The following is a 24,159-nucleotide window of genomic DNA, read 5'->3' as shown; positions in this document are numbered from 1 at the left end:
TAGGGTGGCTAAATGAGGTTCAATGAAACCGTTAGCCACCCCGCACAGGCCAGATTTACAACAACCGTCAGCCAGAACGTAGCCTGGAAGGCGGTTTTCTGGGTTTTATGCCGCAGCCGCTGTTGAGCCAGGAACGCACCCGGCCAGCCACCCACTACCCCAAGCAGATGTAACGTTTTCTCGCTCACTCGACGGCGGTTATTGATAGCCGACTTTTTGTCGATGGCGTAGGTAATGTAAGCGAGCATGCTAACCACAGCGTAAAAAGCGACGATTGGGATCACAGTGGGGACTCTTGAAGAAGGAGGAGCTACTTACGTCGCTGAGAAGGTTTGCCGCCCACCGCTGGCTTACCGCGGCCTTTACCAACGGGCTTACCTTTAGCACCAGGCTTGCCGGGGGCTTTGCCCTTGGGTTGCGGCTTACCTGACACGCCGCCTTTCGGGCCGGTACCTGTTTTTCCACTGACTTTTCCGCTGGCGGCTTTTTTACCTTTGGGAGACGGTTTAGGCCCAGCAGCCTTCGCGCCCGCTTTGGCCGGTCGCCCTTTTGCGGAAGGCGGCTTTGCCTTTCCTGCGCCTGAGCTGTAGTTGGGCCTTTCCGGCTTAGCTTTACTCTTCTTCTCCGGCACGGCTTCTGATTTTTCGGTCAGCGCGATAATGGTGTCGATCTCTTTAGGGGTGAGATCGCGCCAATCCCCCAGGGCCAAGCCTTTAAGGGGCACATTCATAATGCGCGTGCGAATTAGCTGGGTAACTTCATAGCCGAAGTACTCGCACATACGGCGAATTTGCCGATTGAGCCCCTGAACCAAGGTAATGGTGAATACAAAGGTGGACTCTTTTTGCACCTTGCAGCGCTTGGTCACCTTGCCAAGAATCGGCACACCGCCTTGCATGCCCTCGACAAACTCGTCGGTGATCGGCTTGTTCACCGTCACCTGATACTCTTTTTCGTGGTTGTTATTGGCGCGCAGAATCTTGTTAACCAGATCGCCGTTATTGGTTAAAAAGATCAGCCCCTGGGAGTCTTTGTCGAGCCGCCCAATAGGAAAGATACGCGTGCCGTGTTTTACAAACTCAACGATATTGTCTTTTTCGCTGGACTCGGTGGTGCTAACGATGCCCACCGGCTTGTTCAGCGCAATAAGAACCAGATCCTCCTCTTCCTGTGGCTCGATCTCCTGTCCATTGACCTTGACCAGATCCCCCGCCACCACCTGGTCGCCGGTAGTGGCACGACGGCCGTTAATCCACACGTTGCCCTGCTCCACAAAGCGGTCTGCTTCACGGCGAGAGCACATTCCACTTTCACTAATGTATTTATTGATACGGGTAGATTTTCGTAACGACATAAAACGCCATGTGGCTAAAAGGAGTGAACAAAAAGTTAAAAAGAGGAGCCGGGCTGCTTTAGAAAAGCCAGCTCCTCGTCAGTAGAGGCCCGCCCCAACAGTGCATTGCGGTGCGGGTAACGCCCGAAGCGATCAATGATCGCCTTGTGACGCACTTCAAAGTCGTAGTTATTCGCTAACCCCGGCTGGTCGAACAGTTGCATCGCCATCTCATGAATGGCGGCCGACTCGCTATGCATATAGGGCATATACAAAAATGCCCGCTGCTGGCTGGATAGCTCGGCGTCTGCCCCCGCTGCCACCGCCTCCTGAGCCAGCGCTAGCGCCAAGGTGTCGGTGGCAAAGGCACGGGCATCATCGCGGTAGATATTGCGCGAGAACTGATCCAGCACAATGATTTCCGCCAGCCGCCCCTCAGCCGTTTGCCGCCATGGGTAGCACTCGCACCGGGCGGCCTGGGCGTGCAGTTCGCCAAAGCGCGCCTGGATCTTGCGATCCATCTCAAGGTCTTTTTTAAACCACTGAGCAGGCGTCAACGCGTCAAACCAAAAATCGAGTACCGCTTGAGCATCTGAAGACATTGACACCTCTTTGTCGTGATAGGACGTTCTAATAAAACATCCTATAAAACGTCGTGGTAAAAACTGCGGTTATAAAAAAACTAGCCAGTATTGCGTAGCCCAGCTGCGATCCCCGCCATGGTCACCATTAACGCGCGCGACAGATCGGCGCTGATCGCCCCATCCGCATCGCGGTTGCGCTGCAGCAGTTCCGCTTGAAGGCCATGCAGCGGGTCGATGTACGGATTGCGTACATCGATCGCCTGGCGAATCAACGGCGTGTTCTCCAGCAGCTTATCCTGTTGGAGAATATCGAGCACCGCCTCCTCAAGCCGCGCAAAACGCTCACGTAGCTTTTTGCCCAGCGCCTTTAGCGATGGCTCATCGACAAGGCGATGCTCGTAGTAGGCGGCAATGGCCACGTCGGCTTTGGCCAACAACATCTCAAGCATGTCGAGATAAGTGCCGAAGAAGGGCCACTCAGTGCGCATTTCTTGCAGCACATCGCGGCCGCCGGGCTGCTCTAAGCGGGTTGAGAAGGCTTCACCACTGCCCAGCCAGGCCGGCAGCATCAGGCGAATCTGTGTCCAGGCGAAAATCCATGGAATGGCGCGCAGGGTTTCTACACCGCCATCCTGGCGGCGCTTGGTGGGACGTGAGCCTAGCGGCAGCCTTCCTAAAGCGCCCTCCGGCGTTACCGCCCGGAAGTAAGGGACAAAATCGGGGTCTTCCCGCACCACGCCGACATAAGCACCATGCGCTACCTTGGCGAGTTGATCCATCTCTTCACGCCAATGCGGTTCCGGCGCGCGAGGCGGCAACAGCGTGGCTTCCAGTACCGCGCAGGCATAAATCTCCATGGAGCGCAGGGCAATATCAGGCTGGCCGAACTTGAAGCGAATCATTTCGCCCTGCTCGGTCACTCGCAGGCTGCCGTTCACCGAGCCGGGAGGCTGGGAAAGAATCGCCGCATGGGCCGGGCCACCACCACGACCAACGGTGCCACCACGGCCGTGGAACAGGGTTAGATCGACACCGTGCCGGTTACACACATTGACCAGCGACTCCTGGGCCCGGTACTGCGCCCAAGCGGCGGCCAACTGACCGGCATCTTTGGCTGAATCTGAGTAGCCGATCATCACTTCTTGGCGATCATCAATCAGCGAGCGGTAGCCCGGTATCGCCAGCAGTTGGTCCACCACATCGCCTGCGTGGTCCAAGTCGTTGAGGGTCTCAAACAGCGGAGCGATAGGCAGCGTGACCTGCCCTCCTACCTCTTTCATCAGCAGTGCCACAGTGAGCACGTCCGACGGTTCAGCGGCCATGGAAATAATGTAGGTGCCTAACGCTTCGGAGTGTTCCTGGGCAATCACCTTAAAAGTATCCAGCACTTCCCGTGTCTCGGCGGAGCACTCCCAGCGGCGCGGAATCAGCGGGCGACGGGAAGCCAACTCGGCCAGCAGGAATTCTTGACGCTGGGCTTCGTCCCATTCGCGGTAGTGGCCAAGGCCAAGCGTACTGGTCAGCTCTTCAATCACCTGTGCGTGGCGGCTGGCCTCCTGGCGCAGATCGAGCTTGGTCAGCGTAACGCCGAATACGGCGACACGGCGCAAGGTATCCAGCAGCGCGCCGTTAGCGATGGTGTCGAGACCAACATCGCATAGTGAGCGGTAGCAGCCGAGCAACGGTGAATAGAGCTGATCACGGGTTTCGATAATCGGCCCGCCGTCATAGTTGCGCCCTTCAAGCTCGGCCTTGGCCCAATCCCGGGTTGACTCCATTCTTGTCAGCAGGCGCTTTAGCACTTCGCGATACGGTTCGGCCACATCGCCCGCCTCGGCTTTAAGCGCGCTGTTGGCCTTCCACATGGAGAGCTCAGTCTTCAACTGCTCAAGATCGCGCAGGTAAAGGTCGGCGGCCATCCAGCGGCCCAGTAGTAGTACTTCGCGGGTGACCCGGGCGGTCACGTTGGGGTTACCGTCGCGATCCCCGCCCATCCAGGAAGCGTAGCGAATCGGCGCGGCATCCAGGGGTAGGCGCTCACCGGCGGTATCCAGCAGCAGGTTATCCAAATCGCGGTGGAAGTCCGGCACTGCCTGCCAGAGTGAGTTTTCAATGACAGCAAAGCCCCATTTGGCCTCATCAACCGGCGTGGGGCGTTCGTGGCGAATCTCATCGGTGTGCCATGCCTGGCTGATCAGTTCTTCCAGACGCCCCTGGGCGCGAGTGCCGCGTTCAGGGTAATCCTCGGAGCTTTCAATGGCAGTCAGGCACTCATCAATGGCGTCATATTTCTGAATCAGCGTGCGGCGGATAACTTCCGTGGGGTGGGCGGTCAACACCAGCTCAACGCGCATATTGGCGAGGGTCTCAACCAGTTTACGCGGTGAGTTACCCGCCTGCTGAGCGCGCTTAAGCAGTTCACCAAGCACCGGTTGGGAGCCCGGCTTGTAATCCTCTACGCGGCGAAAGCGTGCCCGGTAGTGCTGTTCCGCAATGTTGGCGAGGTTTAAAAACTGGTTAAACGCCCGGGTGACCGGCAATAGATCTTTCTCAGGCAGATCTCGCAGGTACTCGATCAACTCGCGCTGCTGCAGAGAATCGCCCTGGCGCCCGCGCTTGGCGTGAGCACGGATAGTTTCAATCTTATCGACAAATGCTTGGCCCAAATCGTCGGCAATGGTTCGCCCCAGGCTATCGCCCAGAATACGCACATTATCGCGCAGAGATTCGTGTAGGTCGTGACTCATTGGCATGGCCTCCTTGCAGGGGTCGCATCAATAATAATTCAGGAATGGGTAGGTTGTTTTTCTTGTGCTTTAGCTGCCTGCCAGTGGGTTTCCATCTCGTCTAACGAGGCCTCCGCCAGCGGTCGCTGGGCAGCGTTAAGCTCGCCTTCGACATAACGAAAGCGGCGTTCAAACTTTGCATTGGTCGCGCGTAGGCACTGCTCTGGGTCAGCGTTCAATGTGCGGGCAAGATTGGTGACTGCAAACAGCAGATCGCCAACTTCTTCCTGGGCGTGCTGTTGATCACCGGCGGCGAGCGCCTCCTCGACTTCGGCCAGCTCTTCGCGAATTTTCGCTACCACGCCCTTGGCGTCTGGCCAGTCAAAGCCTACCCGCGCGGCGCGCTTGGAGAGCTTGGCGGCCCGGCTGAGCGCTGGCAGTGTGCGTGGTACATCGTCTAAAACCGACGGCGTAGCGACAGCTCGTTCGGCTCTCTCTTCCGCTTTTAGCGACTCCCAACGGCTATTCACCTGCTGGGTTTGCACCTCTTCGGCACTCACTCCAGGCGGGCGGCGCGAGGCCAGGGTGCCATCCGGAAACACGTGCGGATGACGACGCAACATTTTTGCGGTCAGCGTATCGACAATATCGGCAAAGTCGAAGCGCCGCTCTTCGGCACCAAACTGAGCGTAGTAGACCACCTGAAAGAGCAAATCGCCGAGCTCACCGGGCAACTCGTCAAAGGCGCGACGCTCAATGGCATCGGCGACCTCGTAAGCCTCTTCCAGTGTGTGGGGAACGATGCTATCCCAGTCTTGCTGCAAGTCCCATGGGCAGCCCTGCTCGGCGTCACGCAGCACTTGCATCATGGTCAACAGGTCGTCCATACCATGGCGCATCATTCCCCTCCCTTACGCGTTTGCTTTTCCGGGTCTGCATTGCGCAAACGGCGAACTTCGGTAACGTTTGGCAACTGCTGGATACGGGAGAACAGGCGCCCCAGGGATTCCAGTCCGTCGACTTCCAAGGTAATGCGTAATCGGGCGATGCCCTCGTCGGTATCGGTCAAGGTATTCACAGCCAGTACGTTGACTTTTTCATTGCCGAGCAGCCCTGTCACATCGCGCAGTAGCCCGGAGCGATCCCAGGCTTGAATCTCAATGGTCACCGGATAGCGGGTCTGGGCTCGCTCGCCCCACTCTACCTCGATAATGCGCTGGGGTTCGTCCAGGCGCAATTGCAGAATATTGCTGCAGTCCTGGCGGTGCACGGTAACGCCACGCCCCTGGGTAATAAAGCCGATAATCGGCTCCCCAGGCACTGGCCGACAGCAGTTCGCCATACTGGTTTTCAGATTGCCGACGCCGAGCACCGTGATATCACTTTTGGTGGCTTTGCTGGATTGCCGCTGAGGCTTGGCTAGCAGACGATTCAGCTGCTCCTGGTCGTCGGTTTCGCCGAACAGCTGTTGGGCCTGATGCAACACTTGGCCAATACGCAGATCACCGGCGCCAATGGCGGCGTACATATCGTCAGCGTTGAGGTAGTTAACTGCCTTGGCCAGCTTGGGCAGGTCGAGCCCTTCGACATCCAGGCGGCGCATTTCGCGGTCAAACAGCGCGCGCCCTTCATCCAGGTTTTGATCCCGCGCCTGATGTTTGAACCACGCCTGAATTTTGGCCCGCGCCCGGGAGGTGCGCACATAGCCCAAACTGGGGTTTAACCAGTCGCGGCTTGGCCCGCCTTTGGTAGCCGTCAGTATCTCGATCTGCTGGCCGGTTTTGAGCTTATAAGTGAGCGGCACAATGCGCCCATTGATCTTAGCGCCCCGGCAGCGGTGGCCAATTTCGGTATGCACTCGGTAGGCAAAATCGATAGGCGTGGCAACCCGCGGCAAATCGATCACATGCCCATCGGGTGTAAACACATAGATGCGGTCAGGCGCGACATCGCTGGAGAGCCCTTCGCGCAGATCGCCAAAGCCACCCACTTCGTCCTGCCACTCCAATACTTGGCGCAGCCAGGCGATTTTTTCTTCATAGCTACGGCTTTTAGCGTTGGTATCGTGGCCCTTGTAGCGCCAGTGGGCACAGACGCCCAGTTCAGCTTCGTCGTGCATGGCAAAGGTGCGAATCTGGATTTCGAGCACCTTGTTTTCCGGCCCCATCACGGCAGTGTGCAGTGACTGGTAGCCATTTTTCTTGGGGTTGGCGATGTAGTCATCAAACTCGTTCGGCACGTGGTGCCAGCGCGAATGGATGATGCCCAGCACGGTGTAGCAGTCGGCCACTTCCGGCACCAGAATCCGCACTGCGCGCACGTCGTGAACTTGTGAAAAATCGATCCGCTTACGCTTCATTTTGCGCCAGATCGAGTAGATATGTTTGGCCCGCCCATCCACATCGTAGCGGTGAATATGCTGGGCCTCCATCAAGCCCTTGATGGTTTCTACCACATCGTGGATATAGCGGTCGCGGTCGAGACGTTTTTCCGCCAGCAGCTTGGCAATCGCTTTGTATTCGTCTTCGTGCAAGTAACGAAACGATAGGTCTTCCAGCTCCCACTTGAGCTGACCGATACCCAAACGGTGAGCCAGGGGTGCGTAAATATCCGCGACCTCTCTGGCCACCTGTAAACATTTTTCCCGAGGAGCATCTTTTACCTGACGCAGCGCACAGGTACGTTCTGCAATTTTGATTAAGGCGACACGTACATCGCCCACCATGTTGACCAGCATCTTGCGCAGGTTTTCCTGCTGATTATGCTGGCCCATGCCATGGTCAGGCGCTAACGGGTAGCTGATCGCGGCCATTTGCAGCACGCCATCGATCAGGCTCGCGACTTCTTCTCCAAAGCGTTTTGTCACCGCCTCAAGGCTCAGTAAGCCTTCCCGCACCGCACGGTAGAGAACGGCGGCTTCCAGCGTGGCCTGATCCAACTTCAAATCGCCAAGAATATCGGCCATTTCCAGGCCCATGCGGAAGCTGGAACCCGGCGAAAGCCATACACGATGCGTGCGAGGGGCTTCTAGTTCTAACGTTTCAGCAAGCTCACAGGCCTCGACTAAACGCTCGGGATCACGTAGGCGCACATCTTCTTGCAGGCGCGTTAACCATTGTTGTATATCCACCTTTCCGCTAGCGGTTAGCGGCTGGTCTTCACGCACTTTTACCATGACTATCACTCATCCATTCTGGGGGACGATCTCCACACGGCTGTCACCGTGGCTTGACGCATTTAGCTGCATCAGCTTCAAACAGCATCATTTTCAAACAACATTAGTGTTTCCATATGCGCAGTGTGAAGGAACATATCTGCCACTGCTACTTGCTTAACCCGGTAACCCGCATGCACAAGATGTGCCGCATCCCGTGCAAGCGTTGCGGGGTCACAGGAAATATAGACCACCCTGGGCACCGGGTGGCGCGCCAGCGACTGACAAATTGCTTCCCCACCGCTGCGCGGCGGGTCAAGCACTAGCGCATCACTATCGCGATGAGCAGATAGCAGCTCTTTAACGCTGGCGGGGTCGTTCAAATCGGCTTGTTGGCCGCTGACCATCAGCGCGTTGTGCTTAGCATTTATCGCAATCCGCGCCACCATGGCAGGGTTGCCTTCCACCGCGTGCACTTCAGCACCCGCCGCGGCGATGGGTAGGCTGAAATTCCCGATACCTGCAAACAGATCGAGCAGTTTTTGCCCTGGCTTGGGCGCCAACCATTGCATCACTTGGGCAACCATTTGCTGATTAACCTGGGCGTTGACCTGTAAAAAATCGCCTGGGGCAAAACTCAGTGTTAGCGGTGGCTGGTCGTTGAGTGTTAGCGACTCTTCCAGCACCGGGGGCGCGCCATGCCAGTGCAGCGTGGGTGTTTCACGCCCCAACCAGGTGCCTAATGCCACTTGATGCTGCTGAGCAAAAGCTTGCCAGCGCTCGGCATCCTGAAGGTGCTCTTTGAGCTGACGAACCAGTACTACTTGGGTGGTCGCCGTTGCCAGCAATTCTATGTGACCCACATGGCGCGGGGCATCCAAGCGCTGGAGCAACTCGCGTAGTGGTGTTAACAACTGCTGTAAGGAATCAACCAATACCGGACAGCGCTCGATGTCGACTAAGCGATGGCTATGGGCAGCTCGAAAGCCAAGGCGCGTATTGCCCTGGCTATCTACCTTGACGCCCAGCCGTGCACGACGCCGATAGCCTTGGTCATCGCCCTGAATCGTGCCAATCTCGCCTAGTGTGATGCCTTGACGCGCAAACAGGTCACGCACCACCTCACGCTTGTGGGTGCGCTGGGCATCAATATTTAAATGTTGTAAATCGCAGCCGCCACAGTGGCCAAAATGCGGGCATGGGGGCGTAACACGCTGATCAGAGGACGTTAGCAGTGATTTAACATGCGCTTCGTCAAAACGTTTGCGCGTCAGATGAATCGCCACCTCTACCTGTTCACCGGGCAACGCCTGATCAACAAACACGGTTTTACCGTTGGCTGAGTGGGCGACGCCACGGCCATCGTGCGCTAAGCGCTCAATCACCAAGGGCGACGTATCATCATCTGTAGCCGTATGACGCGCTTTGCCGCCGGGCGTGCCAGCAAGCCCAGAATGACCTGACGCGGGCCTAGACGGCCGTCTTTTTCCCAACATGGCCATGGTTATACTCCTGGGGCAAATAGGCCAGTAGAGAGATAGCGGTCACCGCGGTCACAGACAATAAACACAATCACCGCATTTTCGGTTTGCTCGGCAATGCGCAGCGCGCCTGCCAAACTACCACCTGATGAAACCCCAGCCAGAATGCCCTCTTCGCGGGCTAGACGACGCATATGCTCTTCGGCTTCTTGTTGGCCGATATCAAGTGTGACATCCACCCGGGGCGCTTCAAAGATGGCGGGAAGGTACTCTTTTGGCCAGCGGCGAATACCAGGAATGCTGGCGCCATCGGCGGGCTGCAAACCGACAATTTGGATAGCCGGGTTCTGCTCTTTTAAATAGCGTGACACGCCCATGATAGTGCCCGTGGTGCCCATTGAGCTTACAAAGTGAGTCACTTCGCCACCGGTTTGTTGCCATACTTCAGGGCCGGTGGTGCGATAGTGCGCCAACGGGTTGTCTGGGTTGGCGAACTGATTGAGCGGTTTTCCCTCGCCACTGGCGATCATGTCATCCGCTATATCCCGAGCTTCCTCCATGCCGCCAGCTTTACTGGCAGAAATGAGTTTGGCCCCATAGGCTGCCATCGCCTGCTTACGCTCTTCCGAGGCGTTTTCCGGCATCACGAGTACCATTTTGTAGCCTTTGATCGCCGCCGCCATGGCCAGCGCAATGCCGGTATTGCCTGACGTTGCCTCAATCAGCGTATCGCCGGGGGTAATATCACCACGGGCTTCCGCCTCGCTGATCATGGAGAGTGCGGGGCGATCCTTGACCGAACCCGCCGGGTTATTGCCTTCAAGCTTGGCCAGCAGAATATTATTGTGACCGGCGCTAATGCGCTTCAGGCGCACTAATGGCGTATTGCCAACAACCTCTTCCAACGTGGGATAGCCCTTAAGATCATTCATGAAAATTCCTTATCGTAACCGTTATGCTGCATTATATCGGTGCTGCCTTGACCTGGACAGGCAACCTCATTGAATCAGCGAGCTTCTTTTCATGTCATTGAATACCCGACTTCTATTTGCCCTACTCGGTTTCCCGCTCCTGGTATACGCCATGATGGCTGTATTACTGGTCATACAGAGTGGTACGGAAGCTCGGGCGGCACAGCAAGAACGCTTGGAAAATGCTGGCGAGCTGCTGTCACCCAGTTTTGCTGACGCAGTCGCACAGGGTGATTCTCAGCGTCTAGAGGCCCTAGCCCGCCAACTTCTCACCATGAGAGGATTGCGGGCGGTTGCGCTCTTTGATGCGCAAGGCGATCGTCTTTTATTACTGGGCAACGCTGCGCGACCCACTCTGGAAGCGCCCGCTAGCAGCCAACTGCTCATGGAAGAAGAGGCTTGGCGACTGCGCTTACCGTTAGAGGTTACCCAGCCCAATACAAGCTTAGTCAGCGCGGTCAATAGTAGCGCAGGCTGGCTGGTTATCGAGATGGACACCCGAGCGCTCACCCTGGGCCGTTATAAATTGATTGCTAGTCTTAGCTTAGGCGGCATGTTGCTTGGCCTGCTGATGTTTTTAATCGCCTTCGCCATCAGTCGCTATGCCACCCGCCCTATCGAAGAAGCTAACCAAGCGCTTTATCGCCTATCCCGCGGTGACTATCGACTACATCTGATGCCTTCTAATGCGGCGGAACTTAACCACCTGACTAGCCACATTAATACCCTCGCTGAACACTTTCAGCAGGCCCAGCGGGATATGCAAACGCAAATTGAGCAGGCCACCAGCGAACTGCAAGAATCCATGGAAACCATAGAGGAGCAGAATATAAAGCTCGATTTGGCACACCGCAGCGCTTTGCGGGCGAATGCGGTGAAATCCGAATTCTTAGCCAACATGAGCCATGAGATTCGCACCCCACTCAACGGCATTATTGGGTTTTGTCGGCTGCTGGGCCGTTCATCGCTGGATACGCGCCAGCAGGAATGGTTGCAGCACGTCCATCGCGCTTGCGACAACCTGCTTATGTTGGTTAACGACGTGCTCGACTTTTCCAAGCTTGAGGCCAATCGCCTTACTCTTGAAGAAGCGGATATCGATATCGTCGCACTGGTTGATGAAGTGATTGGGCTTCACGCGCCTGAAGCCCAGCGCAAGCAGTTACACTTAGTGGCGATGGTGTATGACGATGTCCCTACACCACTGAGCGGTGATCCGTTGCGTATTCATCAAGTGTTAAATAACTTGATTGGTAATGCGCTCAAGTTCACTCATGAAGGTGATGTGATTGTGCGTGTCATGCTGGATAACCAAGAAGGCCAGCATGTCGTGCTTAACCTCAGCGTTAGTGACACCGGGATTGGTCTTAGCGATGCCCATCAGAAGGCTTTATTTAGCGCCTTTTCCCAAGCTGAACCCAGCCATTCACGCCAGTTTGGCGGCAGTGGCCTGGGGCTTACTATCTGCCGCCAGCTCATTGAGCGCATGGGTGGCGAGATTGAGCTGGAGAGTGTATTGGGCCAAGGCACCACTTTCTCCTTTACACTACCCCTACTGGCTCACAAAGCAATCGAACGGCCAGCGGAGATTAGCCTAGCCAACCCCACTATTTGCCTCTATGAAACCCATGCGCCTACCCGCCATGTGTTGGAGCATTTGCTGCAACGCTGGGAAGCGCAACCGATTGCGTTTGATGCCTCTGAACCGGCACAACTGCTGATATTGGGGTTGGAGCACAGTGATTATACGCCCGAGCGCCACCGCTACTGGCAAAAAGTCATTGATCAAACGCCTTGCCCTGTATTGATTTTAGCCAACGGCAACAGTTTTGATCTGCCCCCTTTGCGATTACCCCAGGGCGGTGAAATGCTTTACAAACCCTTTTCACGCGCTCAATTGGTGGCATCGCTTAAGCAATTACTGCTGCCGGCGTTCGTGTCCTATAAGAAGCCTGGGCCGTTAGCTGCTCTGCCAGCGTCGTCTCAACCCGTCAAGTTGCTGATTGTGGATGACAATGCGCCGAACCGTGAGCTGCTCAAAAATATGCTTGAAGATCCCGCCCTGCATATCACGGCATTAGAAAGTGGCCACCAAGCACTAGAGTTTGCACGAACCAGCAATGTGGATATGGTGCTGATGGATATCCGCATGCCTGGCATGGATGGTGTACAAACCACCCAAGCGTTGCGCCGACTCAGCAGCACTTGGGCTCGCTGCCCCATTATAGCGGTCACCGCTCATGTCCTCAGCAGTGAACGCCAAAAGTGGCTCGCCGAAGGCCTTGATGACGTCCTGATAAAACCCATTGATGAGGCACAGCTGCATCAACTGCTTCATCGCTTTTTGGGGGTTACCCATCGGCTAGCCGGCAGCAATGCAGCACCTTCTGCAACGAGCAGTAGCAAAACCACTATTAAGTCATTTAGCCACACGACGCCCGCCAAGCTACCCGTTGTGGATCTTGAGATAGGCGCACGCCTAGCAGGCGGTAAAGAGTACCTCGCACGGGAGCAGCTAAAACGTTTGATCGACAGCTTGGACGAAAGTGAACAACACATGCGTAGCGCTTTTGCACAACAAGATTTGCCGATGCTGCTCGATTGGGTCCACGGATTGAATGGCGCCAGCCGTTACTGCGGCGCGCCGGAGCTGGCATTGCTGGTAGAGACGCTGGAAACACGGCTGCGGACCAGCGGCTTAGACCATGTAGAAGGGCTACTGGAGGATCTATATCGGGCAATGGCACGACTAAGAGCACATCGCCCGTTTTTACTCAGGTCCTAAGCCAATAACTAATACCTAAAGACCAAAAACAAATCTTCGTCCGGCCTTGGCTGGCTATGAGCGTTCCAACACCACAAAAGCAACCGCGTACTCGGCTTCGTCACTCAAGGTGATATGACTCGCCGTGACGCCTGCCGCCTGGAGTAGCCGCTCTGCTTTACCGTCAAGCACGAAGTAAGGCTTACCCAAGGCATCATTAAGCACCTGGATATCACACCACTGCATTCCGTGGCGCAGGCCAAGCCCTAGCGCTTTAACAAACGCCTCCTTGGCAGCAAAACGTTTGGCGAGGAAGGCGGCAGGCTGGGATTTCTGGAGCCAAAGCGTATGCTCTTCAGGCCCTAAAATTCGCTGCGCAAAGCGCGGGCCGTGCCGCTGCACGGCCCGCGTAAAGCGCTCAATACGCGCTATATCGGAGCCAATACCCACAATCATCGCCTAAAAAACCTCTTGGTAGGGACTCCTGAATAGTCAATCTCTAAAGAGTCAATCTCTGATCAATGCCCGCAGCATCCGTTATGCACATGATCTTCTGTATGTTCATGGTCGTGCTCATGATCGTGGGCATCGAGAGCTGCCATTAACCCCGCCTCTTGGCCTGCGATAATCAAGCGTTTCATTTCTTGTACGGCCTCTTTCAGGCCAACAAACAGCGCACGGGCAATAATGGCATGACCAATATTAAGCTCGTTGACGCCTGGCAATGCCGCAATGGCTTCAACGTTATGGTAGTGCAAGCCGTGACCGGCATTGACCACCAATCCTAGTGAGACAGCATACGTGGCGGCAGCTGTTAAGCGGTGATACTCCGCATTCGCCGCATCGCTGCCTGGTCGAGCTTCTGCGTAAGCACCTGTGTGCAGCTCGATGGTAGGAGCCCCGGCGCGCTGGGCAGCATCGATCTGCTCTACGTCAGGATCGATAAACAGAGAGACGTCGCAGCCCGCTGCGCTCAATCGCTGGCAGGCGCTGGCAATAACGTCAAAGCCGCCGACCACATCCAGGCCACCTTCAGTGGTCAGTTCTTCACGCTTCTCAGGTACCAGACAAACGTGGGCTGGACGCACTTCTTCAGCCAGCGCCAGCATCTCTTCGGTAACCGCCATTTCCAGGTTCATGCGGGTATTAAGCACTTCGGCCAGAATGCGCACATCACGAGGCTGAATATGACGACGGTCCTCACGCAAATGCACCGTAATACCATCAGCGCCCCCCTCTTCAGCCACTAGCGCGGCTTGAACAGGATCAGGGTAGCGGGTACCTCGGGCTTGGCGAAGTGTCGCAATGTGGTCAATATTGACGCCTAACAGTATCCGAGGGGGGTGCATAATGCCTCCAGCGCAGCGATAAGAAAGAGTTTGTGAGCAAGAAATTCAACCATTAGGGACGATGGCGACGTCGCGCTAAATCGAGCATTAATTCTCGCGAGCGTAAGACGGTAGAACCCAGGTGCGGTGCCAGTGCGGCACGCATCACCGCCTTCAAAGCGTTAGCGAGCCCTTCATGCTGCCAGTCACCCTGTTCAATATAGCGCAACGTGCGGCCATCTAAACCGCGTTCGGCCGGGGAAAAAGCGCGCGTCGCTGCATCAAAACGATAGTGCAGCTGGGGATCCAAAACGCTACCCTCCGGTGTTGTAAATTGCGGCGTTGCTTCAAGCGCTTCCAATAGCGCCCACTCATAACGGCGCAACGCTAACGCCCTCTCAGCGGGCGCTGGCAACGCTTCCAATAGCGCCGTATAAAAGGCGAACACATCAGGGGCTGGTAACTCTAGCGGCAATAGTCGAGTGGCGATCTCATTAGCGTAAAGCCCACATAGCAAACCTTCACCCGCTAATAATGCCGTTTGGCCGCGTGATTCCATCAGCGTCAGCCGCTTTAAATCACGGCTGCCCTGCCACGTCACGAATAGCGGTGTAAAAGGCTGCAAACGTTGGCGCGATTTTGATCCGGGCCGTTGCCCACCATGGGCTACAGCACGCACTCTGCCGTGGTCAAGGGTTAGTAGATCTACCAGCGCACTGGTTTCACGGTAAGGCCGACGATGAAGTAAGAAAGCCGGCTCAGGCGCCATCGCTACACTCAATCGAGGTCGTAACCCAGGCTTTTCAAGGCGCGCTCGTCATCCGACCAGCCACGCTTCACTTTCACCCAGAGATTCAGCATGACTTTGGTGCCCAGCGCGCGCTCCATATCAAGGCGTGCTTCACGACCAATACTCTTGAGTCGATCGCCGTTTTCGCCAATCAAAATAACTTTTTGACCCTGCCGCTCAACAAGGATGAGTGCGCTGATATGTGTCACACGTTCGGTCTCGCGGAACTCTTCAATCTCAACGGTCATCTGGTATGGCAGCTCATCACCCAACTGGCGCATTACTTTTTCACGCACCAGCTCAGCGGCCATAAAGCGCAGACTTTTATCGGTAATCTGGTCTTCAGGGAAGAAGTGAACGCTTTCAGGGAGATGCTTGGCTACCTCCTCTTCCAAGGTATCCACCTGGGTGCCATGTTTAGCTGAAATTGGCACGATGGCAGCGAAGTCGCGTCGAGCACCCACCTCAGCCAACCACGGTAAAAGATCGCCTTTCTCGCCGAGACGGTCGACTTTATTGACCGCCAAAATAACCGGCGCTTTGACATGTTCCAGGCGCTTCAATACCGCTTGATCTTCTTCGGTCCAGCGAGTGCGGTCGATAATAAACACCACACAATCAACGTCACGCAGTGCCTGGGTAGCCGCCTGGTTCATAAAGCGGTTGATCGCCTTATTACGGTCCTTGGACATGATGTGCATGCCCGGCGTATCGACGTAGATGAACTGGGTCTCATTCTCCGTTTTAATACCCATTACCTTGTGGCGCGTGGTTTGTGGTCGCCGTGAGGTAATCGATATTTTCTGCCCCAAAATACGGTTCATGAGGGTCGATTTGCCCACGTTGGGTCGGCCGACGATGGCAACGAATCCGCAGGTTTGGCTCATGATTTTTCTCCAGGGCTTTTTTCGAGGTACGACAGTGCTTCTTCTGCTGCTTGCTGTTCAGCATGACGGCGGCTAGGACCCTTACCAGTGGTATGCTCAACCAGCAGGTCAATGTAGCACTCCACGGTAAAGGTCTGGGCATGCGCCTCGCCCTTCACGCAGACAACTTCATAGCGCGGCAAGGCGGCTTGACGCGACTGCAAAAACTCCTGCAAACGCGTTTTGGGGTCCTTTTGGGTATCTTGCAACGAGATATTTTCCAATCGCTCTGCATACCAATCCAATACACGGTCACGCACCACATCCATACCGGCATCCAGATAGATAGCACCAATGATGGCTTCAACCGCGTCCGCCAGGATCGATTCACGGCGATGTCCACCGCTTTTCATCTCACCAGAGCCTAGCCGCAAGCACTCACCGAACTCCATTTCCCGGGCAAGCTCCGCCAGCGTTTGGCCTTTCACCAACCGCGCACGCAGGCGTGAGAGCTGACCTTCACGAGCCTGGGGGAAGCGTTGAAACAGCGCCTCGGCGATCACAAAATTGACAATGGAGTCACCCAGGAATTCCAGGCGCTCATTGTTACGACCACCGAAGCTGCGGTGGGTCAAGGCCAATTCCAATAGCATATCGTCGCCAAAGGTATGGCCGATTCGTCGGCAAAAAGCGTTCAAGGAATTACTCACAGCTCTCCTACGTCATTGACGTTAACTAAAGTGACATAACTGACTAACCACAATCTAAGCAGGTGCTTCATTCAATACGCCGCACGCTGGTAAAACTCGGCAACCCGCCATCCCAATGCATCCATACTCCAAACGCACGGCCAACAATATTCTCTTCCGGCACAAAGCCCCAATAGCGGCTGTCGTTGGAATGGTCTCGGTTATCACCCATCATGAAATAGTGCCCTTCCGGCACTTCTACTTCACGCATCTGCGGGCCTGGGTCTCGTGGGTTGTTATAAATAAAGTGCTCAGCGTCGCCAAGGCGTTCAGCTAATAATAGCTGCTGGGGAGAACCTTCGGGGCCCTCTTCAATCAACTCTTTAGCCACCGCCTCCCCGTTGATAAAGAGCTGCTTGCCTTCATAACGGATACGATCCCCTGGCATACCGACCACCCGCTTGATGAAATTCACTGACGGTTCACCTGGAAAACGAAACACCATCACGTCGCCCCGCTCGGGATCATCTACTTCGATAAAGCGCGTATTCACCACGGGTAATCGTAGTCCGTAAGCAAATTTGTTGACCAGAATAAAGTCGCCCACTTCGAGCGTTGGTCGCATTGAACCCGAGGGAATTTGGAAGGGCTCAATGACAAAACTACGCACCACCAGCACCACCAATAGCACCGGAAAAAATGAACGTGCGTAGTCGACCGGCCAGGGTTCTTTAAGCAGTTTTTCACTGGTAGCAGGATCAAGCCCTTCCTTGGTATTGGCCTCTGCTGTGGCGAAACGTTGGCGGCGCTTGGGTTTTAATACCAGCACGTCCAACAGGTAAACAACGCCCGAAAGCGCAACAGCGAGTACCAAAAGTAATGAAAAATCCATGGGTGGTGTTCTTTCCTAGTCGTTTACCTTGAGCACAGCAAGGAAGGCATCCTGGGGAATTTCCACACGCCCCACTTGTTTCATGCGTTTCTTACCCGCTTTCTGTTTCTCGAGCAGTTTCTTCTTACGGCTGACATCGCCACCGTAACACTTGGCGGTCACGTTTTTGCGTAATGCCTTGACCGTCGAGCGCGCGACTACCTGACCACCGATAGCGGCCTGGATGGCCACATCAAACATTTGCCGCGGAATAAGCTCTTTCATTTTTTCCACTAGCAAACGACCGCGATGATGGGCATGGTCACGGTGAATAATGACGGCTAATGCATCGACTTTATCACCGTTAATGAGTACGTCTAAACGTACCAACTTGGCTTCTTCAAAGCGTTCGAAGTTGTACTCAAGCGATGCATACCCTTTCGAAATAGATTTCAGGCGATCAAAGAAGTCCATGACCACTTCTGACATCGGCAGTTCGTAGGCCAGTTGAATCTGGTTGCCCAAGAACTGCATATCCCGCTGCGTACCCCGGCGCTGTTCACACTCGGTAATCACGTTGCCCACATACTCCTGGGGAACCAGGATGCTGGCGCGGACAACTGGCTCGCGCATTTCATCTACGTCGGCCATATCGGGCAGCTTGGAGGGGTTGGAGACGTAGTTAACGTCGCCGTTTTTCATCGCTAGCTCATAAACAACCGTTGGCGCCGTGGTGAGCAGATCAATATTATACTCACGCTCCAGGCGCTCTTGAACAATCTCCATGTGTAGCGTGCCAAGAAAGCCCACCCGGAAACCGAAGCCAAGAGCATCGGAGTTCTCTGGCACATATTCAAGCGAGGCATCATTAAGCGCCAGTTTTTCCAGCGCATCGCGGAAGTCTTCGTAATCATCCGCGCTGACCGGGAACATACCGGCATAAACCTGTGGCTTCACTTTTTGGAAACCAGGTAAGCGCGCGACGTCAGGGGTTTTCGTATGGGTAATCGTATCGCCTACCGGCGCCCCGTGAATCTCCTTGATGCCAGCGACAATAAAACCAACTTCACCGGCACGCAGGATATTAGTCTGTTTACGCTGGGGGGTAAAAATACCCACTTCCGTCGTGCCCCAATCGCGGCCCGTCGACTTAATACGGATCTTATCGCCTTTGCGCAGCGTCCCATCAAATAGACGCACCAGTGAGACTACGCCGAGATAGTTATCAAACCAGGAGTCGATAATAAGCGCTTGTAAGGGGGCATCGGGATCGCCTTTGGGTGGCGGAATATCACGCACCAAGCGTTCAAGCAGGGCGTCGATTCCAATACCGCTTTTCGCCGACACCCGGCAGGCATCGGTAGCATCAAGCCCGATGATCTCCTCGATTTCCTGAGAAACCTTGTCACAATCTGCCTGCGGCAAATCGATTTTGTTAAGTACCGGCAGAACTTCCAGGCCTTGTTCAATCGCGGTATAGCAGTTGGCCACCGACTGGGCTTCCACGCCTTGCGCTGCATCGACTACCAGCAGTGCACCTTCACAGGCGTAGAGCGAACGCGACACTTCGTAAGAGAAATCAACGTGCCCCGGCGTATCGATAAAGTTGAGCTGGTAAACCTTGCCATCGGCAGCCGTATAATCCAGCGTCACCGACTGGGCCTTGATGGTAATACCACGCTCACGCTCAATGTCCATGGAATCGAGCACTTGCTCTTTAAGCTCACGTTCCGTTAACCCTTCACAGGTCTGAATCAAACGATCAGAGAGTGTCGATTTACCATGGTCAATATGTGCGATAATAGAGAAATTTCTTATATGCTTGATTTTACTATCGTTTTCTTGGGTCATTTGCCGATTTAATCCGGGTATGTAGGCAATCGAGTACGATTAAAAAAAGTACCTTGAAATGCGCAGTCGAAATTTGGTGTCATTGTACCGTTAGCGGGGTTCCGGTGCTATGTTCATCAAAAAATGCCAAAAATAACCGCTACCTAATCACCTTGCTAATGTTCTATACGTACTCCTTATCAACCCTTGCGCAGGCATAGAGGCAAGCCAAATTTACCTATTCCATGGTGTTTGCTTGTTCCTATACTAGGGTTTTATTGGATGAGCTTTAAAAAGGAGTGCCATGGAAACCGAAATCCCTATCCTGGATATGCTAGCCCGCCTGCTTGTTGCCTCCGGCTTGGCCCTGTGTCTTGGCTTGGAACGGGAGCTTCGTGGCAAACCCGCGGGGCTTCGTTCTCATATGCTGGTGTCACTTGGCTCGTCTGCGTTCATCATTGTTGGCATGAGCGTGCTATTTGCTACGGGTGAAGGGGATCACGCGGCAAGTATCGATCCTAATCGTGTTGTTGAGGGCGTGATTGGTGGCATAGGTTTTTTGGGTGCTGGCAGTATCATTCGCAGTGGCGCCCACATTGAAGGGATTACCACTGGCGCCTCGATTTGGCTGGCCGGTGCCGTCGGCGTTGCCGCGGGCATCAATAATTTCCCATTAGCCGTTATGGTCACCATTTTGGGGCTAATCATCATGGTGGTGCTAGGCCGATTCGAGCACGACATGATAGAAAACCTAGTTGATAAAAAAGGTAATCGTAAAGAACGTAGAAAAAGGAACGAGGAGTGATCGAAAGCGATAAGGGCGATAAAGTGGGCGGGGGGAAATAGAGGTCAACGGAAATACAGTCTGGCGAGCTTAATTATCGAAAGGGTGAGACAGGTTAGCAGCCATAGTCCGGCGAGAACCGCCGGACTAGGAGTAACAATAGGCGGATTATTCTAGGCGAAGCGCTACAAACAACGAACGACCCTCGCGGAACAGGCGCAACGGAATGGCACGATCAGTAGGCAACTCTTCGACAATGCTCATTAATTCCTCTGAAGAAGAGACACTGCGATGATCGATACTTACCAGTACATCCCCAGGTCGGATCCCCGCTTTAGCTGCCACGCTATCAGACTCAACTTGGCGAACTACCACACCACCTGAGATATTTAGCTGCTCACGCATAGCATCATCAATTTCAGCGACCATTACGCCAAGACGTGTTTGGTTGTTGCTAGTGGCTTGCGCAGTTTGCTGCTCGGCGTCCGGCCAACTGCCCAGCTCTACTGATTCGGTCAGCTGTTCGCCATCACGCATCAAGGTAAGCTCTACCTCGGTACCGGGCGCACCTTTGCCAATTAGACGCGGCAGTGAGCTTGAGCGCTCGACCTCTTCACCATTGACTTCAAGAATGACATCACCAGCCTGGAGGCCGCCCTGCGCGGCAGGGCCTTCGGGATCAAGGTCAGCAATCAGCGCACCAATCGCACTCTCCATGCCAAACGACTCAGCCAAATCTTCGGAGACCGGCTGGATCATGACACCTAACCAGCCGCGATTAACTCGGCCATCTTCACGCAATTGCTCGGCCACATCCATGGCCACGTTGATGGGAATCGCGAATGAGACACCCATGAAACCGCCGCTACGAGTAAAGATTTGTGAATTGATGCCGACCACTTCGCCCTCAAGATTAAATAGCGGACCACCGGAGTTACCGGGATTGATCGCCACATCCGTTTGAATAAAGGGAACATACGCATCACGCGGCAAGGTGCGATTGATCGCACTGACGATACCCGCAGTGACAGAGTGATCAAAACCGAAAGGCGAGCCAATCGCCGCTACCCATTCGCCAACTTTGAGTTCGTCAGAATCGCCCAGCGTCAGTGTCGGTAGGTCATTGGCCTCTATTTTGAGGAGTGCCACATCGGTTTGTGGGTCACTACCAATCACTTGGGCACTCAACTCACGTCGATCATTGAGCCGCACGAGAATCTCATCAGCGTCTTGAACAACGTGTGCGTTAGTCATCACGTAGCCATCCTCGCTAATAACGAATCCGGAACCTAAGGATTGACGCTCTTCACTACGTCCTTGCCCATTGCTAGGCGGCTCGGGGAAGCTATCGCCAAAAAAATGGCGGAAAATTTCTGGGATTTCCTGACCGCCGAACCCTTCAAAACCCGGGACGCTGCTACGCTGAACCGTTCTGCTGGTAGCAATATTGACCACCCCAGGGGCGGCATCCTCTACCAGCTCGGTAAAATCAGGCAAACCCTGAGCGCTGGCCGCTTGGCCAAAGGTTAGCAACGCCACCACGCATACCCATAGGGTGGAGGGGAGTATCAAGCGCTTCATGCAAGAGCTCCTACTTAAGGTGATAGTAATCGAAGGCAGATCAATAACTCACAGCAACGTTCATAGAAAAGTGCCGGAGAACTAAATTAACAAACTAATTGACCAAGCGTGGGCGAAAGCGTTCCCCTCGCCCACGTATTAGGTAGTTAATACTTAGCGCACCGCCCATCAAGGCGATAAAAAAGATCAGTGGCGGCAGCCAAATTGAGTCACTAACACGCGCGGCTAAGCCGGATAGCAACAGCGCTAGCAGTAAAGGCAACCCATAAACAAAAAAAGCGAGCAACGTGACGGACGCACTTGGCAAGCTTATGGTGACCAACTTTCCTAACGGATAGCGCTGCTCAATACCTCGGGCTGACTCAGGAAGTGCTACAGCAATATGCTGGCTGCGCCGACGTGCTAACAACCCTAAACCGCACCCTCTGCCCTGTGCACACTGCTCACAGTTCTCTTGGGCAGATATTTCTACAATAAGGTGCTGAGGCTTAAACCCTACAACGGTGCCAGCGCGTAATAAGGGGGAGCATGAAGTGGGGGTCGTCATCTCATTTCTCGTCATGCGTAAAACGAAAACACTAAGGTTCATCCTCATCGTGACTATCACTACTGGTCTTTGATTGAAGCAAATCAAAATTAATTGAACGGACGATCCGTTGGAGCGTTGCTACAGGCAGCTCACCAATGGCCACCATCTGCCAACGACCTTCAGCGCTCATTGTATGCTCAATGGCAACAGCAGAAACACCCAGTTGCTGGACGCCTTCTTTTAAAGCGGTAGTAGCATCAGAGGAAAGAGGTTCTACAAAGATACTTACCGTCGCTAAACCGTCGCTATAAACTCGCTGATGCCGACGATCATTGCCGGTAAAATTAATCGGTTGGGCAACAAATCCTTCGGGCAACCAGGTAACTTGCCAGGGAGTACTCAGCACGACCTTAGAATCATCTACCCTAACGATCCCAGTATACTTTTGAGGCGATTGAAGCTGAGTGATTTGAAAAGTTTCAATGATTCGCCCTTGCTGATCAATGAGCACATGCTTCAGCAATAGGCCAGTGTCTTGATCTAGCCACCACTCATGGGAAAAACGCCATTGATCGCGGGGCTCAAACATTAGTTTAACCGCTTCACGACCGGCAACACGCGCGTTATCTTCAAGCTCAATGGAATAGAACTGCTCGAGGTGGGCGGCCCACCGCGCTGGCGAAGGCAGCTCCCCAGTGCTGTCCTCTTCTGTCCAGGCTAACCGCCCGACTGGCGAGCGTCGCTCGATACTGACAGAGGGACCATCTAAATACTGAACTACCTGCTGTCGGATACCGTCTTGAATTCGGTGTGAAAGCGCAAGAGTGCGCACCCCGATTGGATCAATAGCGACGGCTCTTGCTTGAAAGGCATAACAGTGGCTGGCCCACAAACCACGCTCAAGCCACTGCGTTGCGCTGCTAGGCGCCTGCTGCGAAACCACTGCACATTCATAACCAGCATGGCTTTCTGCTTGTTCATTTGTGCTCTCTGCATAGACATCAAAAGAGAGCACACAAGCCAGAGCAGCTAGCCCCCATGCTCGCTTAGTCCGCAGGGCAACCATTATATTGCGCACTTCCATCTAGCGCACTCCCTGCTCACCTAATAGGCGCCATGAAAAAGCCCGTCATTGAGGCTTAGCGCTGCCCTAGTGGCTCAGTTACTGCAGAAGAACGCATCAGCGGCATCCAGCTGTCACCACTACCGTAAGCGGCACTTTGGGTGTGCTGTTTTAAGTAAGATTGCAGTAAGCCAATCTGATCAACATCAATGTTAGTGCCTTGTGAAGCGGTTACTCCCTGAGGAGTCTGCGCTGAAAAGCCAGCTTCACTAATATTCATCAAGCCACTTTGACCTGCCTGCCCGCTAAGCCTAAACGGCGTAGGTTCAAACATCGGCATATCCGCACGCCCAGCAACTGCCGGCTGAGACGCCAAACTAACGGGTTGCACTTGAGTCCCCCCATTAGTACTGGAAGCAGTCGTTGCAATGTCGCCACCTTGACCAACCGGCGAATCATTGCCAAAGAACTGCACCCCTGTAATAACCATCAAGGAGACAGCAGCAGCAACGCCAGCACCACGGGCAAACGATATCCCTCCAGCACGATGGGCTACTTGGTCTGAGCCTTGCGTTATGGGAGCAGGCTCGTCACGCAATCGGGCCATGATGCCAGCAGAAAGATCAACGCTTACATCGACACCCTGCTCACGTTGCATCATGCTGCGCGCAAGATGATAGCGGCGCCAAGTATCGGCGGCGTCATCATCGTTAGGCAGCGCCTTCAACACTCGGCGAAGCTCTAGCTCATCACTTTCGCCATCCATCAACACCGAAAGTGATTCCCGTGTGTTTTGACTCATACTTCACACCCTC

At 54.6% G+C, this 24,159-nt stretch carries 21 protein-coding genes; 2 read left to right on the top strand and 19 right to left on the bottom strand.

Annotated elements, in window-relative coordinates; all coding sequences use genetic code 11:
- Positions 1 to 8: 8 nt before the first annotated feature.
- From Q3Y66_RS07940 to cysM, 8 genes are all read right to left on the bottom strand, one after another.
- Positions 9 to 284: a DUF1294 domain-containing protein gene (locus Q3Y66_RS07940; protein WP_008956750.1), complete on the bottom strand. Its 276-nt coding sequence runs from the start codon at positions 282 to 284 to the stop codon at positions 9 to 11.
- A gap of 26 nt (positions 285 to 310) precedes the next feature.
- Positions 311 to 1,354: a 23S rRNA pseudouridine(2604) synthase RluF gene (gene rluF / locus Q3Y66_RS07935; protein WP_035586247.1), complete on the bottom strand. Its 1,044-nt coding sequence runs from the start codon at positions 1,352 to 1,354 to the stop codon at positions 311 to 313.
- Positions 1,355 to 1,389: 35 nt separating this feature from the next.
- The gene (locus tag Q3Y66_RS07930) at positions 1,390 to 1,935 is read right to left on the bottom strand and encodes a DUF924 family protein (RefSeq protein ID WP_008956752.1); all 546 of its coding nucleotides are present in this window, start codon (positions 1,933 to 1,935) and stop codon (positions 1,390 to 1,392) included.
- A gap of 80 nt (positions 1,936 to 2,015) precedes the next feature.
- The gene (gene ppc / locus Q3Y66_RS07925) at positions 2,016 to 4,664 is read right to left on the bottom strand and encodes a phosphoenolpyruvate carboxylase (RefSeq protein ID WP_008956753.1); all 2,649 of its coding nucleotides are present in this window, start codon (positions 4,662 to 4,664) and stop codon (positions 2,016 to 2,018) included.
- A gap of 38 nt (positions 4,665 to 4,702) precedes the next feature.
- Positions 4,703 to 5,542, bottom strand: a complete 840-nt coding sequence (gene mazG, locus Q3Y66_RS07920; protein ID WP_008956754.1) for a nucleoside triphosphate pyrophosphohydrolase — start codon at positions 5,540 to 5,542, stop codon at positions 4,703 to 4,705.
- A complete protein-coding gene (relA, locus tag Q3Y66_RS07915; RefSeq protein ID WP_008956755.1) occupies positions 5,542 to 7,818 on the bottom strand; it encodes a GTP diphosphokinase in 2,277 nt (758 codons plus the stop codon). Before relA ends, mazG begins: the two co-directional genes overlap by 1 nt.
- Before the next feature lie 77 nt (positions 7,819 to 7,895).
- A complete protein-coding gene (rlmD, locus tag Q3Y66_RS07910; protein WP_008956756.1) occupies positions 7,896 to 9,299 on the bottom strand; it encodes a 23S rRNA (uracil(1939)-C(5))-methyltransferase RlmD in 1,404 nt (467 codons plus the stop codon).
- A gap of 2 nt (positions 9,300 to 9,301) precedes the next feature.
- Positions 9,302 to 10,210: a cysteine synthase CysM gene (cysM, locus tag Q3Y66_RS07905; RefSeq protein ID WP_008956757.1), complete on the bottom strand. Its 909-nt coding sequence runs from the start codon at positions 10,208 to 10,210 to the stop codon at positions 9,302 to 9,304.
- 91 nt (positions 10,211 to 10,301) lie between these two features.
- Between cysM and Q3Y66_RS07900 the strand changes: the two genes are divergently transcribed.
- Positions 10,302 to 13,034, top strand: coding sequence for an ATP-binding protein (locus tag Q3Y66_RS07900; RefSeq protein ID WP_008956758.1), 2,733 nt, complete (start codon positions 10,302 to 10,304; stop codon positions 13,032 to 13,034).
- Between the two features lie 54 nt (positions 13,035 to 13,088).
- On the opposite strand, the gene acpS is transcribed toward Q3Y66_RS07900, so the two are convergent.
- From acpS to lepA, 7 genes are all read right to left on the bottom strand, one after another.
- Positions 13,089 to 13,469 (bottom strand): holo-ACP synthase, encoded by a 381-nt coding sequence (acpS, locus tag Q3Y66_RS07895; protein WP_008956759.1) that lies wholly within the window; start codon positions 13,467 to 13,469, stop codon positions 13,089 to 13,091.
- A 62-nt stretch (positions 13,470 to 13,531) separates the two neighbouring features.
- A complete protein-coding gene (gene pdxJ / locus Q3Y66_RS07890; RefSeq protein ID WP_008956760.1) occupies positions 13,532 to 14,362 on the bottom strand; it encodes a pyridoxine 5'-phosphate synthase in 831 nt (276 codons plus the stop codon).
- 52 nt (positions 14,363 to 14,414) lie between these two features.
- Positions 14,415 to 15,110, bottom strand: a complete 696-nt coding sequence (recO, locus tag Q3Y66_RS07885; RefSeq protein ID WP_008956761.1) for a DNA repair protein RecO — start codon at positions 15,108 to 15,110, stop codon at positions 14,415 to 14,417.
- Between the two features lie 8 nt (positions 15,111 to 15,118).
- Positions 15,119 to 16,018, bottom strand: coding sequence for a GTPase Era (gene era, locus Q3Y66_RS07880; RefSeq protein WP_008956762.1), 900 nt, complete (start codon positions 16,016 to 16,018; stop codon positions 15,119 to 15,121).
- On the bottom strand, positions 16,015 to 16,707 hold the full coding sequence (gene rnc, locus Q3Y66_RS07875) for a ribonuclease III (protein ID WP_035586249.1): 693 nt from the start codon (positions 16,705 to 16,707) through the stop codon (positions 16,015 to 16,017). Before rnc ends, era begins: the two co-directional genes overlap by 4 nt.
- 67 nt (positions 16,708 to 16,774) lie before the next feature.
- Positions 16,775 to 17,578 (bottom strand): signal peptidase I, encoded by an 804-nt coding sequence (gene lepB / locus Q3Y66_RS07870; protein ID WP_008956764.1) that lies wholly within the window; start codon positions 17,576 to 17,578, stop codon positions 16,775 to 16,777.
- A 15-nt stretch (positions 17,579 to 17,593) separates the two neighbouring features.
- Positions 17,594 to 19,408 carry a translation elongation factor 4 gene (gene lepA, locus Q3Y66_RS07865; protein ID WP_008956765.1) on the bottom strand — a complete coding sequence of 605 codons (1,815 nt, stop codon included), beginning with the start codon at positions 19,406 to 19,408 and terminating at the stop codon, positions 17,594 to 17,596.
- Between the two features lie 283 nt (positions 19,409 to 19,691).
- On the opposite strand from lepA, the gene Q3Y66_RS07860 reads away from it, so the two are divergent.
- Complete coding sequence (locus Q3Y66_RS07860) at positions 19,692 to 20,192, top strand: MgtC/SapB family protein (RefSeq protein WP_008956766.1); 501 nt, start codon at positions 19,692 to 19,694, stop codon at positions 20,190 to 20,192.
- A gap of 147 nt (positions 20,193 to 20,339) precedes the next feature.
- Here Q3Y66_RS07860 and Q3Y66_RS07855 read toward each other — a convergent pair whose 3' ends face one another.
- The 4 genes from Q3Y66_RS07855 to Q3Y66_RS07840 all read right to left on the bottom strand — a co-directional run bounded on the left by Q3Y66_RS07855 (position 20,340) and on the right by Q3Y66_RS07840 (position 24,146).
- A complete protein-coding gene (locus Q3Y66_RS07855) occupies positions 20,340 to 21,752 on the bottom strand; it encodes a DegQ family serine endoprotease (protein ID WP_008956767.1) in 1,413 nt (470 codons plus the stop codon).
- A 94-nt stretch (positions 21,753 to 21,846) separates the two neighbouring features.
- Positions 21,847 to 22,299: a SoxR reducing system RseC family protein gene (locus Q3Y66_RS07850; RefSeq protein ID WP_008956768.1), complete on the bottom strand. Its 453-nt coding sequence runs from the start codon at positions 22,297 to 22,299 to the stop codon at positions 21,847 to 21,849.
- Positions 22,300 to 22,330: 31 nt separating this feature from the next.
- On the bottom strand, positions 22,331 to 23,365 hold the full coding sequence (locus tag Q3Y66_RS07845; RefSeq protein ID WP_008956769.1) for a MucB/RseB C-terminal domain-containing protein: 1,035 nt from the start codon (positions 23,363 to 23,365) through the stop codon (positions 22,331 to 22,333).
- Between the two features lie 55 nt (positions 23,366 to 23,420).
- The gene (locus Q3Y66_RS07840; protein WP_008956770.1) at positions 23,421 to 24,146 is read right to left on the bottom strand and encodes a sigma-E factor negative regulatory protein; all 726 of its coding nucleotides are present in this window, start codon (positions 24,144 to 24,146) and stop codon (positions 23,421 to 23,423) included.
- Positions 24,147 to 24,159: the final 13 nt, after the last annotated feature.

The sequence above is a fragment of the Halomonas sp. HAL1 genome (genome assembly GCF_030544485.1).
Taxonomy (GTDB): Bacteria; Pseudomonadota; Gammaproteobacteria; order Pseudomonadales; family Halomonadaceae; genus Vreelandella; species Vreelandella arctica.
Note: the sequence above shows the minus strand (reverse complement) of the source record. Positions and strands in the feature narration are given on the sequence as shown.